The sequence below is a fragment of the Roseicella sp. DB1501 genome, assembly GCF_013112485.1.
GTDB lineage: Bacteria > Pseudomonadota > Alphaproteobacteria > Acetobacterales > Acetobacteraceae > Paracraurococcus.
Genome location: NZ_JABFHG010000001.1, coordinates 483468 through 501084 on the forward strand (window position 1 = coordinate 483468; position 17617 = coordinate 501084).

Sequence of the window (17617 nt, forward strand, 5' to 3'; positions counted from 1 at the left end):
CGAAACGGTCGAACGAACCAGCGACCAAGTGAACCGTCCGGCCTGCCTCCCTTACGGGACGGGCCAAACGGGGTTGCCAGAACGCTTGACGTCGTTGCGTAAACCTTGCGCCGCGGTGATCCCGAGTATGGCGCCGTTGTGGAGGGGCGCCGGAATTCCGTGGGCTTGGGGCCAGAGGCACGTGCGTACTGCGTCTGACGCGGCATATAGGGTCCGCCCTCGGGACTGCAAAGCGGAAAAACACGGTCGGCCGGATATTTTTCCAGGAACCATCGGCACCGGCCGGAATCTCCCCCGGGGCGGCGCTTGCCCTCAGGCTGAAAGCCCTGCGGGAGGCCTTTGTGGCCGGGAATTCACCGGCCAGGATGAGGCGCCGATTCGCCATCGGCAGCGGCACCGGCCGCGTCGCCAGGGCGCATGCCGGCGCCCCGCCGGCGAAGGCCGCCGGCGGGGGAAAGCAGGTCAGGACGGTGGATTGCGGTGGTTGGGCAGACGGCGCGGCGCCACGGCCGCGCCGCGCCTCAGCGGGTGATCAGCCCGCTCTGCAGCGGGCTCGAGGGATCGGCGGCGTATTGCCGCGGCATCCGGCCGGCGAGCCAGGCCAGCCTTCCCGCCTCCACCGCCGCCTTCATCGCCCGCGCCATGCGCACCGGGTCCTTCGCATGGGCGATGGCGCTGTTCATCAGCACCGCGTCGCAGCCGAGCTCCATGGCGAGGCTGGCATCGCTCGCCGTGCCGACCCCGGCATCGACCAGCACCGGCACCTTGGCGTTCTCGATGATCGCCCGGATCATCACCGGGTTCTGGATGCCGAGCCCGGAGCCGATCGGCGCCCCGAGCGGCATCACCGCGACCGCGCCCATCTCCTCCAGCCGCTTCGCCGCGATCGGGTCGTCCGAGCAATAGACCATGACCTGGAAGCCGTCCTTCAGCAGCGCCTCCAGCGCTTCGAAGGTCGCCCGCATGTCGGGATAGAGGAAGGGCGGCGGCCCCAGCACCTCAAGCTTCACCAGGTTCCAACCCCCGGCCTCCCGTGCCAGGCGCAGGGTGCGCACCGCATCCTGGGCGGTGAAGCAGCCCGCCGTATTCGGCAGGTAGGTGTAGCGCTTGGGGTCGACGTAATCCTGCAGCATCGGGGCGTTCGGGTCGCCGAGATTGACCCGCCGCACCGCGACGGTGACGATCTCCGCCCCGGAGGCCTCGATCGCCCGGCCGGTCTCCTCCAGATCCTTGTAGCGGCCGGTGCCGACGATGAGCCGGGAGCGGAAGCGCAGGCCGGCCACCTCCCAGCTGTCGTCCTGGGCCGCCGTCCCCGTCGGGATGCCATCCATGCTCAGCCTCCGCCGATGAAATGCACAATCTCCAGCCGGTCGCCGGCGGTCAGGGCCGTGGCGGCATAGGTGGAGCGGGGGACGATCTCGAGGTTGCGCTCGACCGCCACCTTGCGCGTGTCGAGGCCGATTCGCGCCAGCAGGTCGGCAACGGTGGCGGGGCCGGGAATCTCCCGTGGCTCGCCATTCACCATGATGGAAATCGTGTCCTCCATGCCTGCGAAGATGGCGAAGCCGACCCCCCGCGACAAGGCGCCCGGGCCGCCGGGCGCCCCCTGCCGCTTGCGGCACGAAAACCCCCCGTGCTAGCCCCGCTTCCTCCCCGACAGGACACCCTGCCGTGAACCCGCCGCTCATTGCCGTTCTGAACGGCCCGAACCTGAACATGCTCGGCACGCGCGAGCCGGAGAAATACGGCCGTGCGACGCTCGACGACGTCGAGGCGCTCTGCGCCGAGACCGCCGACGAGCTGGGGCTGGCGATCGATTTCCGGCAGACCAACGGCGAGGGCGAGCTGGTCACCTGGGTCCAGGAATGCCGCGGGCGGGCGGCCGGGATCATCATCAATCCGGCGGGCTACACCACCACCTCCATCGCCCTGCTCGATGCGCTGCTGGCCGTCGGCCTGCCGGTGATCGAGGTGCATATCACCAACATCCACCGCCGGGAGGAATTCCGGCACCACAGCTATGTGTCGAAGGCGGCCACCGGCGTCATCGCCGGCCTCGGCATCCGGGGCTACGCCCTGGCGATGCAGGCCATGGCGGGGCTGCTCGAGGACGCCGAGGATCCGGACGACGACGAATGAGCAACGGCATCCAGTTCGATCCCGAGGCGATCCGCGCCCTGGCGCAGATCCTCAAGGACACTGACCTGACGGAGATCGAGCTGGTCGAGAAGGACAGCCGCATCCGGGTGGCGCGCACCCTGCCGCCGGCGCCGGCGCCGGCGATGCAGATGGCCTGGCCCGCCGGCCTGCCGCAGGCCGCGCCAGCCCCGGCGGCGCCCGCGGCCGTGCCGGCCCCGGCGGCGGCGCCGGCCGAGGAGAGCATCGACCTTGCCAAGCATCCGGGGCTGGTCGCCTCGCCCATGGTCGGCGTCGCCTATCTGTCGCCGGAGCCGGGCCAGCCCCCCTTCGTCGCGCTCGGGAGCCGGGTGACGCAGGGGCAGACCCTGCTCCTGGTCGAGGCGATGAAGACCTTCAACCAGATCAAGGCGCCGCGCTCCGGCACCGTGACGCGCATCCTGATCGAGACCGGCACGCCCGTGGAATATGGCGAGCCGCTGATGATCGTCGAGTGATGCGCCGCGGGGCGGGAAGGCGCGGCCAGCATTTCCTGGTCAGCCTCCGGCCGCGGCTGCGCCGCATGAGGGCCGTATGAAGATCGGAAAGGTGCTGATCGCGAACCGCGGCGAGATCGCGCTGCGGATCCACCGCGCCTGCCAGGAGATGGGCATCCGCACCGTCGCGGTGCATTCCACCGCCGATGCCGCGGCGATGCATGTGCGCCTCGCCGATGAGAGCGTCTGCATCGGCCCGCCCCCGGCGCGCGAGAGCTACCTGAACGTCGCCGCCATCCTCTCGGCGGCGGCGATCACCGGGGCGGACGCGATCCATCCCGGCTACGGCTTCCTCTCGGAGAATGCGAATTTCGCCGAGATGGTGGAGGCGCACGGCTTCGTCTTCATCGGCCCGCGCCCGGAGCACATCCGGATGATGGGCGACAAGATCGCCGCCAAGGACGCGATGCGGCGCCTCGGCGTGCCGCTCGTCCCCGGCAGCCTCGGCGCCCTCGCCTCGCTCGAGGAGGCGCGGCAGGTGGCGGCGGAGGTGATGTATCCCGTGCTGATCAAGGCGGCGGCCGGCGGCGGCGGCCGCGGCATGAAGGTGGCGCAGGACGAGTCCGGGCTCGAGGAGGCCTGGCGCGTCGCCCGCACCGAGGCCAAGGCCGCCTTCGGCGACGACGCCGTCTACCTGGAGAAGTATCTCGACCGGCCGCGGCACATCGAGTTGCAGGTGCTGGCCGACACGCATGGCCATGTGGTGCATTTCGGCGAGCGCGACTGCTCGCTGCAGCGGCGCCACCAGAAGCTGGTCGAGGAGGCCGGCTCGCCGGTGCTCGACGCGGCGCAGCGCGACGCGCTCGGCGCGCAGGTCACGCGGGCGCTCAAGCAGCTCGGCTACCGCAATGCCGGCACGCTCGAATTCCTCTGGCAGGACGGGCAATTCGCCTTCATCGAGATGAACACCCGGCTGCAGGTCGAGCATCCGGTGACCGAGATGGTCTGCGGCATCGACCTGGTGAAGGAGCAGCTCCGCGTCGCCGCCGGCGAGCGCCTCGGCTACGGCCAGTCGGAGATCCGTTTCCAGGGCCATGCCATCGAGTGCCGGATCACCGCCGAGAACCCGGACACCTTCCTGCCCTCGCCGGGCCGCGTCACCACCTACCACGCGCCGGGCGGGCTCGGCGTGCGCGTCGACAGCGCGCTCTATTCCGGCTACGCCGTGCCGCCGCATTACGACAGCCTGATCGCCAAGCTGGTGGTGCATGGCGGGACCCGGGCCGAGGCGATCGCGCGGCTGCGGCGCAGCCTCGCCGAGATGGTGGTGGACGGCATCGAGACCACCCTGCCGCTGCATCTGGCGATCATGGAGGACCCGGAATTCCAGGCCGGGGACTACACGATCCACTGGCTGGAGCAGTTCGTCGCCCGCCGCAACCCGGCCCGGTAGCGCCCCGGCCGGGCCGCGACGCCCGGCGTGACGCGCCAGCCCGCCGCTGTCTATACTTGCCACATGCCGAGCCATCGTCCCGCCGCTGTGCGGGACCACCCCCCCGTGCCGAGCCATCCCGCGCCCCCGGGCGGCGGGGCGGGGGGCGTCGCCGCATGAGCCGCCGGCAGATCGACATCACACCCGACCTGATGCTGCGCGCCTACCGCGCCGGGCTCTTTCCCATGGCGGAGAGCCGGCGCGGCGACCGGCTCTACTGGCTCGACCCGGAGCGGCGGGGCGTCATCCCGCTCGATGCCGGCTTCCACATGCCGCGGCGCCTGCTGCGCACCGTGCTGTCGGGTCCCTACCGGGTGACGGCGGATGCGGATTTCGCCGCCGCCATCGCCGGCTGCGCCGCCCCCGCCCCGGGCCGGGAGGATACCTGGATCAACCCGGAGATCGAGTTCCTCTTCCTCGCCCTGCATCGACAGGGCCATGCGCATTCCATCGAGGTTTGGCAGGAGGACGCGCTGATCGGCGGCCTCTACGGCGTGGTGCTCGGCGGCGCCTTCTTCGGCGAGAGCATGTTCAGCCGCGCCCGCGACGCCTCGAAGGTGGCGCTGGTGCACCTGGTGGCGCGGCTGCGCCTCGGCGGCTTCACCCTGCTCGACAGCCAGTTCCTCACCGAGCACCTGGCGCAGTTCGGCGCGCATGAGATCCCGCGCGCCGAGTACAAGCGACGCCTCGCGCATGCGGTGAACGCCACCGCGACCTGGCACGCCGCGCCCGATCCGGCGGCGCTCGAGGCCGCGATCCGCGGCCTGCGGTCCGGAGGGCCGGAGGAGGCGTGAGCGAGGCCGAGGATGCGCCGGCGCCAGGCCCCGCGCCAGGCCCCGCGCCAGGACAGGCACCAGGCTCCGCGCCAGGACCGGCGACGGCGTCGCCGCCGGCGCGGAAGCGGCGGGTGCAGGGCGGCGCGGCCAGCGCCGATGTCGTGCTCTCCGCCCATGCCGGCGGCAATGCCGCGCTCTTTTCGCAGATCCTCGCCCTGCACGTGCCGGAAGGCTCGCTCGTCGCCGACGTCACCTATGGCGGCGGCGTCTTCTGGCGCGAGGTGCCGCCCGGCCGCTACCGGGTGCTGGCGAGCGACCTCGCCACCGGCACGGATTGCCGCGCCCTGCCGCATGCCGATGGCAGCCTCGACGCGCTGGTGCTCGACCCGCCCTATATGGAGGGGTTGCTGCGCCCGAAGGCGGAGACCCGCGGCGGGCTCGGCAGCCATGCCGCGCTGCGCCGCTATTACGATGCCGGCGGCGGGCGCGAGGGGCCGGGCGGCGGCCGCTGGCACCAGGCGGTGCTCGACCTCTACCTGGATGCGGCGCGCGAAGCCCGGCGGGTGCTGCGCGACCACGGCATCCTCATCGTCAAATGCCAGGACGAGGTCAGCGCCAACCGGCAGGAGCTGACCCATGTGCAGATCGTCACCGGGTTGGCGGGCCTGGGCTTCTATGCCCGCGATCTCTTCGTGCTGATGCGGCCGAACCGGCCGGGCATCGCCCGGCTGCTGCGGCAGGTGCATGCGCGGAAGAACCACAGCTACTTCCTGGTCTTCCAGAAGGTGCCGGCGGGGCAGGATGTCGCCCGCTACCGCAGCCGGGATCCGGCGCCGCGCCAGCCCCAGGATAGAGCCCCTCGATTTGCACAGGCCCGGGTCGCGCCCGGCATGCTTCCGCCAGCCGCCGATCCGGCCTAGAAGCCCGCCCTCGCGGCCGAGCCCCCCTTCCGTCCTGGGCGGCGCCGGCCTTCCGGAGCCCGCCATGTCCGACCGCATCTCCCTGCCAAAGGAGCGCATCCGCGTCCTGCTGCTTGAGGGCGTTTCCGAGAGCGCCGTCGAGCTCCTGGCCGCGGCGGGCTACGAGAACGTTACCCGGCTGACCAAGGCGCTGGACGGGCCGGCCCTGGCCGAGGCGCTGCACGGCGTGCACATGCTTGGCATCCGCTCCCGCACCCAGCTCAAGGGCGAGGCCCTGGCGGCGGCGGACCGGCTGATCACGGTGGGCTGCTTCTGCATCGGCACCAACCAGGTCGATCTGGAGACCACCCGCACCCGCGGCATCCCGGTCTTCAACGCCCCCTTCTCCAACACCCGCTCGGTCGCCGAGTTGGTGATGGGGGAGATCGTCATGCTGCTGCGCGGCATCCCGGACCGCTCGCGCTCGGCGCATCAGGGCGGCTGGGACAAGTCGGCCGAGGGCAGCTTCGAGGTGCGCGGCCGCACCCTCGGCATCGTCGGCTACGGCAATATCGGCAGCCAGCTCTCGGTGCTCGCCGAGGCCTTCGGCATGCGGGTGCTCTATTTCGACCACACCACCAAACTGCCGCACGGCAATGCCAGGCCCTGCGCCTCGCTCGGCGAGCTCCTGGCCGAGGCCGATATCGTGACCCTGCACGTGCCGGAGACGCCGGCGACCATCGGCATGATCGGCGCCGCCGAGATCCGCGCCATGAAGCCGGGCAGCATCCTGATCAACAACGCCCGCGGCTCCCTGGTCGATCTCGATGCGGTGGCGGCGGCGCTGCGCGCGCGGCACCTGCTCGGCTTCGCCGCCGATGTCTTCCCCGAGGAGCCGGCGCGCAACGGCGAGCCGTTCCGCAGCCCGGTCCAGGGCCTGCCCAACGTCATCCTGACCCCGCATATCGGCGGCAGCACGCAGGAGGCGCAGTCGCGCATCGGCCAGGAGGTCGCGCGCAAGCTGATCGAGTACAGCGACAGCGGCTCGACGGTCGGAGCGGTGAACTTCCCGCAGGTGCAGCTCCCGGCCCGGCCGACCGGGGCGCGCTGGACCCATGTCCACCGCGACACGCCCGGCATGCTCTCGCGCATCAACGAGGCCTTCGGCCGGCGCGGGCTGAACATCGCCGCGCAATACTACCAGACCTATGGCGAGCTCGGTTACGTCGTGGTCGAGAGCGTCGAGGCGCGGAGCGAGGCGGAGGCGATCCTGGCCGAGCTGCGGGCGCTGCCCGGCACGGTGCGGGCGCGGCTCATCTACGAGCGGGAATAGCAGTCCTCTGGCGGGGCCGGATCGTGCCCGGCCCGGCCGGAGGGCGTCAGGCCGCCTCGGCGGTCCGCTCGCGCCGGGCGGCCTCGCGGCCGCGGCGCCGCGCCAGCGCCTGCAGCCGCGCCAGATCGGCCCCGGCGAGACCGAAGCCCTCGAGCACGGCGTAGCAGCGATGGGTCTCGGTCATCGCGGCGAAGAAGCCTCGGAGGTCGCCCGAGCGCCGGGCCAGGGCCGCCGCGGCCTCGGCCGCCTCGTACTCGGCCAGCGCGGCGCGGAAGGCCGCCTGGCTCTCCGGGCAGCCGGTGAGGCGGAAGGGCCCGCCCCGCCGGGGCCATTCGAGGCCGAGCGGCTCGGGGGCCCCTGGATCGCGGGGCGGCGCGAAGAAGTCGGCCGGCAGGCGCGGCAGTGCCAGCGGGCGGATGCCCGGGAGGCTGGTCACACGTTCCATCCCAGAATCTCGCTTTGCTTCGTCCAGTCGTGGCAGGGGCAAGGGGGGTCGCCCCGGCGGGCTGGATTATAGCCTGATCGCAACCGCCTGGGGAACGGGCCAATGATGGATTCAGGTGCGTTGCGGAGAGAAATTCGCGCTCTGCGTGTGGCACCGCAGCATGACCATGCGTGAACCAGATCATTCCGACATAGCTTTTATAAAGCTTTTGAAGCCCGACTGCTCAACGGTATCGGCACAGCAGGCCGCGACTTGATCGTTTTGATTGATTATCGGGTCCTTTGGGATACGAAAAGCCCTGGAGTGCCGCATATCCGCCGGTCTGGATCGGATTGCGCCCCCGCTCACTCCCGATGACGTGATATTCCCGGGCGATGGCGTTCCCGTCTCTGGACCGCATCGAAGGCATCCAGCGCCCTTCACAGACCGGTTTCATTGCGCAACGGTGATGCCTGCCGGGCGCGGCGCTGTGGCACCAACCGGGCATCCGGTCGATGGAGGCGGCCCATGCGCGGCGCTCTTCTCTCTTTCCTCGTGGCTTCGGCCCTCATCGCCCCTGGCGGCCCCGGCCGGGCACAGGAGGGGGTGCGGTTCGACCGCCCCGTCTTCACCACGGATGCGACGGCGCTCTGCCGCCGCCAGGACCAGGTCGCGGCGCTGCGCCGCGCCCTCGACGACAACGACCGCGCGGCGATCGACCGCATCATCGCCGAGACCTGCCGGCTGGTTGGGCCGAACATCCGGCTGAGCGTGGTGACGATGCCCGGCCTCTACGATCCCGATGTCGAGGTCCGGGTCGCGGGCCGGCCCGTCATGCCGGCTGGCTTGGCGCAGGGCACGGTCTGGACGTTGAAGGCGCTGCTCCGCAACTGAACGGCCGGCAGCCCGGGCGCCGGCGGCATCGGCCGCGCCCCCTTCCCTCGCCGCGCCCGACCCCCTAAAACCCGGCCCCTTGCCGTGCCGTGCAGGCCCTGCCGTCGCAGGGTGCCGGTGCGCGCCCGCTCATTCATCCACCGGACAGGTCGCCCACCCATGGCAAAGATGCAGGCCAACCAGATGCGTGCCGGCATGGTCATCGAATTCGAAGGCCAGCGCTACACCATCCTCAAGCAGAACATCATGATCCCGGGCAAGGGCGCGGCCGTCATCCAGGTGGAGATGCGCAACGTCAAGACCGGCGCCAAGAAGGACCAGCGCTGGCGCACCGCGGATACCGTGGAGCGGCTGGAGACGGCGGATGAGGAATACACCTTCTCCTATGCCGAGGGCGAGCAGCTCGTCCTGATGCATCCCGAGACTTATGAGCAGACGCATGTCTCGAAGGACATCCTCGGCGACCGGCTGCCCTTCCTGGTCGAGGGCATGACCGTCAACGTCCGCCTGATCGAGGGCGAGCCGGTGGCGATGTCCCTGCCGGAATCCGTGGTGCTCGAGGTGACCGAGGCCGATCCGGTGGTGAAGGGCCAGACCGCCTCCTCCTCCTACAAGCCGGCCATGCTCTCGAACGGCGTGAAGACCATGGTGCCGCCCTTCGTCACCGCGGGCGACAAGATCGTGGTGAAGACCGAGGACGCCTCCTATGTCGAGCGCGCGAAGTAGCGCCGCGACCTGAGCCGCCCCGCCGCGGGCGCCGCCCCGCGGCCCGCGGCGGGGCGCACCGCCGCCCATCCCCTTCTTCATCCTGCCGCCCGGTTCCCCATGCCCCCCTCCCCCCGCCTCTCCCCCGCCCTCAACGTCGTGGTGAACGCCGTGCAGAAGGCCGGCCGCCGCCTGCTGCGCGATTTCGGCGAGGTGGAGCAGCTGCAGGTCTCGGTGAAGGGCCCCGGCGATTTCGTCTCCGCCGCCGACCTGCGGGCGGAGGAGACGCTGCGCGCCGAACTCTCCCGCGCGCGGCCGAATTTCGCCTTCCTGATGGAGGAGAGCGGCGAGCACGGCTCCGCCGACTGGGAATGGCGCTGGGTGGTCGATCCGCTCGACGGCACCAGCAATTTCCTGCACGGCATCCCGCACTGGGCGGTCTCGGTTGGCATCGAGAAGCGCATCGACGCCGAGCGCACCGAGATCATGGCCGGCGTCATCTACAATCCCGCCGCCGATGAGATGTTCTGGGCCGAGAAGGGCGTCGGCGCCTTCCTCAACGACCGCCGCCTGCGGGTCTCCGCCCGTCGCGACATGAAGGAGGCGCTCTTCGCCACCGGCATCCCCTTCGCCGGCGTGCCGCGCAAGGCGGAGTTCTCGCAGATCCTGGCGCGGCTCATGCCGCAGGTGGCGGGGGTGCGCCGCTTCGGCGCGGCGGCGCTCGACCTCGCCTGGACCGCGGCCGGCCGCTATGATGGCTTCTGGGAGCTGGGGCTGAAGAAGTGGGACATCGCGGCGGGGCTGATCCTGCTCCGCGAGGCCGGCGGCTTCGTCACCGATCCCGAAGGCGGCGATCCCTATGCCGAGGGCATGGTGGTGGCCGGCAACCCGACCCTGCAGCCGAAGCTGCGCGAGGTGGTGCAGGAAGGGATCGCCGCGGCCGGCGCCGCCCGCAGCCGCAGCGCCGAAGCCCACCCTTCCGTGGCGCCCCCCTCCGTGGGTTGAGTTTCCAAGCCGAAGCCGATCCCCTACCCTGGCCATCGGGGCAGGCTGGGCATGCCGCGCCCGCTACAGCGCATTCACTCTGACCGGAACAGCGGAACGCGCTTTAACTGGTTGTTTGCAGAGCAGAGTCTCGCCTCCGGGTGATTCCACCCTGCGGCGATCTGCTTCAGCGGCAGGAACGGGGGCGGAATCGGGCGTGTTGCGCAGCAAGCCAGTCCGGAGAGGGCGACCGCCCGGGGTGATCCTCCTCGCGGCCCTGCTCCTCCCTGCCGCCGCGGGCGCACAGCCGGCACGCAGCCCCGCCACGGCCGAGGAGAGCCCTGCCGATCCGGCGCCCGCCCCGCCGCATCCCGCCGACCTCTCGCATGGCCCGGCCAGGGGCAAGGCCACCGGCCCCTCGCCAGCCGTGCTGGCCATCCCGATGCCGGCCGGCCTCGAAGCCCTGCCCGCGGGCGGCTGGCGCCTCAGCTTCCCCGCCGGGACGGAGGCGCCGCCGCCGGGCGCCGAGGCTTCGCTCGCCAGGCTCGGCCGCGGCCTCGCCGCCGTGCCGGAAGGGCGGGTGACGCTGCTCGCCCAGGTCAGCGGCCCGGTGAAGGATGTCTCGGCGGCCCGCCGGCTCAGCCTCGCCCGCGGCCTCGCGGTGAAGGAGGCGCTGGTGAGCGGCGGCCTCGCCGCCACCCGCATCGACGTGCGGCCGATGGGCCGGACGCCGGAGGCGGCGGATGCCGTCGACGTGCAGCCGCCGGGTCTCCCGGCCGCACCCCCGCAGCGCTGACGGGCAAGGCCAGGGCCGATGACCCCTCCCCTCCGCTTCCTCTGGCGCATGCTCGGCTTCCTCGCCGTGGTCATCGCGCTTGCCGCGCTGCTCGCACCGCAGCTCGCCGCCGCCTTCGCCACCAACCTGGTGCTGAACAGCCTGATCCTCGGCGTGCTGTTCATCGGCATCCTGTGGAACCTGCGCCAGGTGCTGACCCTGCGGCCGGAGGTGGACTGGCTGGAGCATTTCCGCAGCCCGAAGCTCGGCGCCCCGGCCATGCCGGTGCCGCGGCTGCTCGGGCCGATGGCGAGCATGTTCCAGGCCCGGCGGTCCGAGCGCCTCAGCCTCTCGGCCCCGGCGATGCGAAGCGTGCTGGACGGCATCGCCTCGCGGCTCGACGAGAGCCGCGAGCTGTCGCGCTACATGACCGGGCTGCTGATCTTCCTCGGCCTGCTCGGTACCTTCTGGGGCCTGCTGCTGACCATCGGCTCGGTCTCCGACGTCATCGGCAACATGTCGGTCGGGTCGGGCGACCTGAACCAGCTCTTCACCCAGCTGAAGAGCGGGCTGGCGCAGCCGCTGAAGGGCATGGGGACGGCCTTCTCCTCCTCCATGCTCGGCCTCGCCGGCGCCCTCGTCCTCGGCTTCCTCGACCTCACCGCCGGCCAGGCGCAGAACCGCTTCTATTACGAGCTGGAGGAATGGCTGGCCGGCATCACCCGCCTCTCCTCCGGCGTACTCGGCGACGGCAGCGGCGAGGGCGGCAACGTGCCCGCCTATGTCCAGGCGCTGCTCGAGCAGACGGCCGAGAACCTCGAAGGGCTGCAACGCATCCTGGCCCGCGGCGAGGAAGGACGGACGCAGACCAGCAACGCCATGATGACGCTGACCGAGCGGCTCTCCGTGCTGACCGACCAGATCCGCACCAGCCAGTCGCTGATGCTGCGCGTCGCCGAGCAGCAGGCCTCGCTCGGCCCGGTGCTGCAGCGCCTCGCCGATGCGTCGGGCGCGCCGGCCGGGGACGAGGTGGTGCGTGGCCATCTGCGCAACACCGAGATCTATCTCGCGCGGCTGCTGGAGGAGCTGACCAACGGCCGCGCCCAGGCGACGGCGGAGCTGCGCAGCGAGATCAAGCTGGTCGCGCGCACCATCGCAGCACTCGCCGAGGAGGCGCCGCGATGAGGCGGGCGCGCGCGCCGTGGCGCTGAGCTCGCGCCGCTCGCGCGGCGGCGGGCTGGATGCCTGGCCGGGCTATGTGGACGCGCTGTCCACGCTGCTCATGGTCATCATCTTCGTCCTGCTGGTCTTCGTGCTGGCCCAGGGTTTCCTCAGCGTCGCCCTCTCCTCGCGCGACCGGGCGCTGGACCGGCTGAACGCGCAGGTCGCCGAGCTGGCGGAGATGCTGGCGCTGGAGCGCGGCCAGGCCGCAGAGCTGCGCAGCACCCTCGCGCGCACGACGGAGGAGCTGCGCGACGCCGCCACCGCCCGCGACCAGCTCACCGCCCAGCTGCGGGAGACGCGCGAGGAGCGCGACCGGCTCGGCGGCGAGCGCGACGCGGCGCAGGCGGAGCGCGAGCGGCTGGCGGTGCGGCTGATCGATCTCGAGCTCGCCGGCCGCGGCAATGCCGAGCGCGTGGCCTCGCTGGAGCAGCAGCTCTCCGCGGCGCTGAGCCGGGCCGAGAATGTCGGCGGCGACGCCGCCCAGACCGTGCGGCGCCTGGCCGAGACCGGCCGCAGCCTGACCGCTGAGCAGGCGGCGCGGCAGCAGAGCGATGCGCGGGTGGCCGAGCTCGGCCGGCAGCTCGCCGAGAGCCGCGGCGCGACCGAGACGGCGCGGCAGGAGCTCGCCGGCCTCGCCCGGCAATTGCAGGACGCCCAGGCGCGGCTCGCCCAGGCGCAGAAGCAGCTCGCCGCCATGCAGGCCGAGATGGCGACGCTGAACCGCACGGTGACGGCCGACAAGGCCACGATCGAGGCGCGCCTCGCCGATGTCGCCCGGTTGTCCGAGCAGGTGCGCAGCCTCACCGCCCTGCGGGATCAGCTCGAGAAGCAGGCGCAGGAGGCGATGCAGCGCGCCGATGACCAGGCCCGCGCCCGGACCGCCGCCGAGGGCACCACCGCGACCGAGGCGCAGCGGCGCGAGGCGGCGGAGCGCAACGCCGCGGAACAGACGCGGCTGGCCGAGAGTGCGCGCGCCCAGGTGGCGCTGCTGACCCGCCAGGTCGAGGAGCTGCGCAACCAGATCGGCCGGCTGGCCGCGGCGCTCGATGCCGCGGAGACCGCGGGCCGCGACAAGGATGCGCAGATCACTACCCTCGGCGCCCGGCTGAACGCGGCGCTGGCGGCGCGAGTCGAGGAGCTGCAGCGCTACCGCAGCGATTTCTTCGGCCGGCTGCGCGACGTGCTCGGCGACCGGCCGGAGGTGCGGATCGTCGGCGACCGCTTCGTGCTGCAGTCGGAGGTGCTCTTCCCGCCGGGCTCCGCCGATCTCTCCACCGCCGGCCAGCAGCAGATCCGGGCCATCGCCCGGGTGTTGCAGGACATCGCGCGGAAGATCCCGCCCGACGTGAACTGGCTGCTGCGCGTCGACGGCCATGCCGACCGCACGCCCATGCTGCCGGGGGCGCGCTATGCGACGAACTGGGAGCTCTCGGCCGCCCGCGCCATCGCCGTGGCGCAGCTGCTGATGGCGGAGGGGCTGCCGGCCAACCGCGTCGCCGCCACGGCCTTCGGCGACAACCAGCCGATCGACACGGGCGATTCGCCCGAGGCGCTGGCGCGCAACCGGCGCATCGAATTCCGCCTGACCGACCGCTGACCGAGCCGACTGGAAAACGCGAAAGGGCCGCGGCATCGCTGCCGCGGCCCCGATCCGGCTCCGGTAGCGGCGCCGGTCAGGCGGCGCTGGTGCCCGGCTCGAGCTTGTAGCCGCCGCCCTCGGTCAGCAGCAGCCGGGCGCGGGTCGGGTCCGGCTCGATCTTCTGGCGCAGGCGGTAGATATGCGTCTCGAGGGTGTGGGTGGTCACATTGCTGTTATACCCCCAGACCTCATTCAGCAGCACCTGCCGCTGCACCGGCTTGCCGCCGGCCCGGTAGAGGAATTTCAGGATCGCGCTCTCCTTGTCGGTGAGGCGCACCTTGCGGTTCCGGGTCGGCTCCAGCAGCACCTTCGCGGAGGGGCGGAAGAGATAGGGCCCGATGGTGAAGACGGCGTCCTCGGAATTGTCGAAGACCCGCAGCTGCGCCCGCACCCGCGCCAGCAATTCCGGCAGGCGGAAGGGCTTGGCGACATAGTCGTTGGCCCCGGAATCGAGGCCGCGCACGATGTCCTGCTCGGCATCGGCGCCGGTCAGCATGATGACCGGCATGCGCATGCCATCGCGCCGCAGCTTGGCGCAGAAGTCGCGCCCATCGGCATCGGGCAGGCCGATATCGAGCAGGATCGCGTCGTAGCGGGCATCGGCATCGGCCAGCTTGGCCGCCGCCTCGGTCGCGCTCTCGGCCTCGTCGGCCGTGAAATCGCCTTCGAGGGCGATCTGCTCGGCGAGGGTCGCGCGCAGGGCGGCATCGTCCTCCACGATCAGGATGGGGCGGGGCGTTGCCAAATCGACCTCCGGCAATTGATGGGCAGGCTGACCAGGATATGCGCAAACCTGCGCGACTCCCGATCCGTTGCGCGCAATTGAAACTGTCGCGCGAAAAAACGCACCTCACGGAAGCGTTGGATCGCCAACACAATGTTGCGATTCCAGATGTGTCCGGAAAACAGAACGAAGGGGCCTACAACATGCGGCCCTCGAAGGGCGGCGCCAGGTCCGGCGCCTCGAACTCCACCACCCAGAGATCCGGGTCGCGCTTGACCTGCCGCTCGACATAAGCGTCAGCGGCAGCCTGATCAACCGGCTGGGCGCCGGTGCCGCGCAGCCAAGCCGGCCGGCCCTCGGCATCCCGCACCTGGCTCAGCACGACCAGGCCCTCCCGGCCGCGCAGGACGCAAAGGATGCCGCCCGAATCCGGGTCCCCCTTGCGCAGCACGGCGCCGCTCCGGCCGGCGATATCCGCCAGGCGCAGGGCCATCGAGACCCAGATTCCCGCTTTCACGCGCGCTTCCATGGCGCGCATAGGGACGCGATCCTCCCTCGGCATCAAGCCCCTGCTTGCCGAGCGGCGGCGTTGCCGGCACATGGGCAGGCACCGATGAGGGTCCCATGGATCAACGCAAGATGACGGAAGCCCAGCGTGCCTATGAGGCGAAGCGGGCGGCCAAGGCGGGCATGAGCCTGGAGAAGTGGCTCGCCAACAAGGAAAAGGATGCCGCGCTGGAGCGCGCGGAACTGGAGAAGGCCCGCCAGGCGGCGCCGCCCGGCCGGAAGCCCGGCTTCTTCGCCCGGCTCCTCGAGAAGGCCCAGAAGCCGCTCTAAGCTCGAGTTTGGCCATTTGCGGGGGCTGAAGCGGCGGAGCGAGTGACTGGCTAAGCTGGGGCGTCCCGGCCAAAGGACAGCCACCATGCCACGCCTGCCGGCCCGCTTCGCCGCGGTGATCCTATGCTTCGCGCCGCTGTTCTTCCAACGGAGTTGGCGGCATGCGCAGGTTCTGCTGACCGGGGCCATTCTCGCTCCGGGCCAGCGCACGGTGACGAGCATTCTGCGGATCACCGGACGCAGCCGGGAGCGGCGATTCGTCAACTACCATCGCATCCTCAGCCGGGCCGCCTGGAGCGGCCGGGCAGCGGCGCGAGTGCTGCTTGGCTTGCTGCTGGACGCCTTCGTGCCGGCGGGGCCGGTGCTGCTGGGCCTCGATGACACGATCGAGCGCCGGCGTGGCAAGCGCATCAGCGCCAAGGGCATCTACCGGGACCCGGTCCGCTCCAGCCACGGCCACTTCGTCAAGGCCAGCGGCCTGCGCTGGCTCAGCCTGATGCTGCTGGTGCCGGTCTCCTGGGCCGGGCGGGTCTGGGCGCTGCCGTTCCTGACCGCCCTCGCCCCTTCGGAGCGGTACTGCCGCGAGCGCGGGCTGCGCCACAAGAAGCTCACCGACCGGGGCCGGCAACTGGTCCTGCAGGCCCGCCGCTGGATGCCGGAGCGGCAGCTTGTTCTCGTAACCGACAGCGGCTTCTCCGCCCTGGAGTTCCTGGCTGCCCTGCTCCGGCAGGAGGTCACCTGCGTCACCCGCCTGCGCCTCGACGCGGCCCTCTACCAGCCGGCTCCGCCGCGGCGGCCCGGCACCCTCGGGCGGCCTCGGATCAAGGGCGAGCGCTTGCCGACCCTGGCCGAGGTGCTGGCCGACAGGACCACCCGCTGGCAGCGCCTGACCGTGCCGGGCTGGTACGGCGAGGGCGATCGCGTGGTGGAAATCTACTCTGATACCGCCGTCTGGCGCCACAGCGGCATGCCGGTCGTGCCGATCCGCTGGGTGCTGCTGCGCGATCCCTGCCGACGCTTCGACCCGCAGGCCCTGCTCTGCACCAATCCAGCGCAGGAGCCGCTGCAGATCATCCGCTGGTTCATCCAGCGCTGGCAGCTCGAGGTCACCTTCCGCGAGGTCCGCGACCACCTCGGTGTGGAGACCCAGCGGCAGTGGTCGGACAAGGCCATCGCCCGCACCACGCCATGCCTGCTCGGGTTGTTCTCGATCGTCACCCTGCTGGCGTCGCGCCTCGACGACCGTGCCCGGATCGCGGTCTCGACCAGCGCTTGATACCACAAGCAGCGGCCGACCTTTGCCGACAGCCTCGCCGCAGTACGACGCGCGATCTGGAGCGAGCAGGGTTTTGTCATGTCCCGGCAGTCCGTCGAGACCACAAAACTCTCGCCAGCTCTCCGCGAGGGCATCGCATACGCGCTCTGCCACGCCGCTTGAATGGCCAAACTCGAGATAAGTACTCCCCACGAAACCGCTTCGCGGCTTTGCGGGGACCCCATGAGGCTCCCCTTGCCCAAGATGCGTCACAGCCTGCCGCGGCCAAGCCGCAGCAGGGCAACGGGAAGCGACAGTTCTGATAGACGTTTTAAGGGCCGGCTTGGACCGGCCCGCCGGCGGGGCGCTGGCAGCCCGGAGCATCAAACCATCCGCAGCAGCGTTCCGTCGCGGCGGATCGCCTGGTGGAAGACCACGCCGCAGACATGCAGCACCAGCAGCACCAGGATGGCCCAGCCGCCGATGGTGTGGAGCGTCTGCAGCACCCCGGCCAGGCCCTCGTTCTTCTCCATGATCTGCGGCAGGTCGATGAAGCCGAGATAGGCGCTGTCGCCGCGCAGCGGGAAGCCCCAGGCATTGGTGGCGACGAAGCCGAGGATCGGCTGCAGAATCAGTAGCGCGTAGAGGCTGTGATGCACCGCGGCGGCGACGCGTTGCAGGGCCCGCGGCACATGCGGCGGCAGGGGTGGCGGCGGATGCCGCAGCCGCCAGGCCAGCCGCGCCAGGGCGACGAGGAGGATGGTCAGCCCTGCGGATTCATGGATCGTGTAGAAGATCGTCTTGTGGTCGTCCTTGATGTGCTGGATGACGAAGCCGACCGGCAGGGCGATCGCCAGCAGCAGCACCGTGATCCAGTGGAACCATTTGGCGCCGGTGCCATAGCTTGCGGGCGCCGATCCCGCCGGCATCCGGACGCCAGCCTCAGCCACTTCCGCCATGACGCTCTCCCCTCCTGCCAATGGCGACGCCCAGGATCGCCCGGTCGCTCGCTCCGCCCACCATGGCGACATGATCGCCGCGCAT

Annotated in this window: 20 protein-coding genes; 14 read left to right on the forward strand and 6 right to left on the reverse strand. The window is 71.2% G+C overall.

The features are described from left to right. Positions 1 to 521: 521 nt before the first annotated feature. The gene (locus tag HJG45_RS02345; protein WP_171610450.1) at positions 522 to 1331 is read right to left on the reverse strand and encodes a thiazole synthase; all 810 of its coding nucleotides are present in this window, start codon (positions 1329 to 1331) and stop codon (positions 522 to 524) included. Between the two features lie 2 nt (positions 1332 to 1333). Continuing rightward, positions 1334 to 1582 carry a sulfur carrier protein ThiS gene (thiS, locus tag HJG45_RS29340; RefSeq protein ID WP_254452226.1) on the reverse strand — a complete coding sequence of 83 codons (249 nt, stop codon included), beginning with the start codon at positions 1580 to 1582 and terminating at the stop codon, positions 1334 to 1336. 89 nt (positions 1583 to 1671) lie between these two features. Between thiS and aroQ the strand changes: the two genes are divergently transcribed. The 6 genes from aroQ (at position 1672) to serA (ending at position 7112) form a co-directional block, all read left to right on the forward strand. Further along, entirely contained in the window at positions 1672 to 2139 is a 468-nt protein-coding gene (aroQ, locus tag HJG45_RS02355) for a type II 3-dehydroquinate dehydratase (protein WP_171610451.1), read from the forward strand. Beyond that, positions 2136 to 2633 carry an acetyl-CoA carboxylase biotin carboxyl carrier protein gene (gene accB / locus HJG45_RS02360; RefSeq protein ID WP_171610452.1) on the forward strand — a complete coding sequence of 166 codons (498 nt, stop codon included), beginning with the start codon at positions 2136 to 2138 and terminating at the stop codon, positions 2631 to 2633. Before aroQ ends, accB begins: the two co-directional genes overlap by 4 nt. A 76-nt stretch (positions 2634 to 2709) precedes the next feature. Then, a complete protein-coding gene (accC, locus tag HJG45_RS02365) occupies positions 2710 to 4065 on the forward strand; it encodes an acetyl-CoA carboxylase biotin carboxylase subunit (RefSeq protein ID WP_171610453.1) in 1356 nt (451 codons plus the stop codon). A 155-nt stretch (positions 4066 to 4220) separates the two neighbouring features. After that, positions 4221 to 4898, forward strand: a complete 678-nt coding sequence (gene aat / locus HJG45_RS02370) for a leucyl/phenylalanyl-tRNA--protein transferase (protein WP_171610454.1) — start codon at positions 4221 to 4223, stop codon at positions 4896 to 4898. 113 nt (positions 4899 to 5011) lie between these two features. Then, positions 5012 to 5800: a site-specific DNA-methyltransferase gene (locus HJG45_RS02375; protein ID WP_174890350.1), complete on the forward strand. Its 789-nt coding sequence runs from the start codon at positions 5012 to 5014 to the stop codon at positions 5798 to 5800. Between the two features lie 64 nt (positions 5801 to 5864). Continuing rightward, complete coding sequence (serA, locus tag HJG45_RS02380) at positions 5865 to 7112, forward strand: phosphoglycerate dehydrogenase (protein WP_171610455.1); 1248 nt, start codon at positions 5865 to 5867, stop codon at positions 7110 to 7112. Between the two features lie 46 nt (positions 7113 to 7158). On the opposite strand, the gene HJG45_RS02385 is transcribed toward serA, so the two are convergent. Beyond that, on the reverse strand, positions 7159 to 7548 hold the full coding sequence (locus tag HJG45_RS02385; protein WP_171610456.1) for a hypothetical protein: 390 nt from the start codon (positions 7546 to 7548) through the stop codon (positions 7159 to 7161). A gap of 516 nt (positions 7549 to 8064) precedes the next feature. Between HJG45_RS02385 and HJG45_RS02390 the strand changes: the two genes are divergently transcribed. From HJG45_RS02390 to HJG45_RS02415, 6 genes are all read left to right on the forward strand, one after another. Continuing rightward, positions 8065 to 8430 (forward strand): hypothetical protein, encoded by a 366-nt coding sequence (locus HJG45_RS02390; protein ID WP_171610457.1) that lies wholly within the window; start codon positions 8065 to 8067, stop codon positions 8428 to 8430. A 159-nt stretch (positions 8431 to 8589) separates the two neighbouring features. After that, the gene (efp, locus tag HJG45_RS02395; protein WP_171610458.1) at positions 8590 to 9156 is read left to right on the forward strand and encodes an elongation factor P; all 567 of its coding nucleotides are present in this window, start codon (positions 8590 to 8592) and stop codon (positions 9154 to 9156) included. A 99-nt stretch (positions 9157 to 9255) separates the two neighbouring features. Further along, a complete protein-coding gene (locus tag HJG45_RS02400) occupies positions 9256 to 10140 on the forward strand; it encodes an inositol monophosphatase family protein (RefSeq protein ID WP_171610459.1) in 885 nt (294 codons plus the stop codon). A gap of 238 nt (positions 10141 to 10378) precedes the next feature. After that, on the forward strand, positions 10379 to 10915 hold the full coding sequence (locus HJG45_RS02405; protein WP_171610460.1) for a hypothetical protein: 537 nt from the start codon (positions 10379 to 10381) through the stop codon (positions 10913 to 10915). Positions 10916 to 10933: 18 nt separating this feature from the next. Next, complete coding sequence (locus tag HJG45_RS02410) at positions 10934 to 12079, forward strand: flagellar motor protein MotA (RefSeq protein ID WP_171610461.1); 1146 nt, start codon at positions 10934 to 10936, stop codon at positions 12077 to 12079. A 16-nt stretch (positions 12080 to 12095) separates the two neighbouring features. Then, positions 12096 to 13715 carry a peptidoglycan -binding protein gene (locus HJG45_RS02415; RefSeq protein WP_171610462.1) on the forward strand — a complete coding sequence of 540 codons (1620 nt, stop codon included), beginning with the start codon at positions 12096 to 12098 and terminating at the stop codon, positions 13713 to 13715. A 76-nt stretch (positions 13716 to 13791) separates the two neighbouring features. On the opposite strand, the gene HJG45_RS02420 is transcribed toward HJG45_RS02415, so the two are convergent. Together HJG45_RS02420 and HJG45_RS02425 are read right to left on the reverse strand one after the other, a co-directional pair. Continuing rightward, positions 13792 to 14502, reverse strand: a complete 711-nt coding sequence (locus HJG45_RS02420; protein WP_171610463.1) for a response regulator transcription factor — start codon at positions 14500 to 14502, stop codon at positions 13792 to 13794. Positions 14503 to 14677: 175 nt separating this feature from the next. Next, positions 14678 to 15010 (reverse strand): DUF1491 family protein, encoded by a 333-nt coding sequence (locus tag HJG45_RS02425; RefSeq protein WP_171610672.1) that lies wholly within the window; start codon positions 15008 to 15010, stop codon positions 14678 to 14680. 95 nt (positions 15011 to 15105) lie between these two features. Between HJG45_RS02425 and HJG45_RS02430 the strand changes: the two genes are divergently transcribed. Together HJG45_RS02430 and HJG45_RS02435 are read left to right on the forward strand one after the other, a co-directional pair. Continuing rightward, on the forward strand, positions 15106 to 15318 hold the full coding sequence (locus HJG45_RS02430) for a hypothetical protein (RefSeq protein ID WP_254452227.1): 213 nt from the start codon (positions 15106 to 15108) through the stop codon (positions 15316 to 15318). An 85-nt stretch (positions 15319 to 15403) separates the two neighbouring features. Next, a complete protein-coding gene (locus tag HJG45_RS02435; RefSeq protein ID WP_217362795.1) occupies positions 15404 to 16594 on the forward strand; it encodes a transposase in 1191 nt (396 codons plus the stop codon). Positions 16595 to 16956: 362 nt separating this feature from the next. On the opposite strand, the gene HJG45_RS02440 is transcribed toward HJG45_RS02435, so the two are convergent. Next, complete coding sequence (locus HJG45_RS02440) at positions 16957 to 17532, reverse strand: cytochrome b (protein WP_171610464.1); 576 nt, start codon at positions 17530 to 17532, stop codon at positions 16957 to 16959. Positions 17533 to 17617 lie beyond the last annotated feature (85 nt).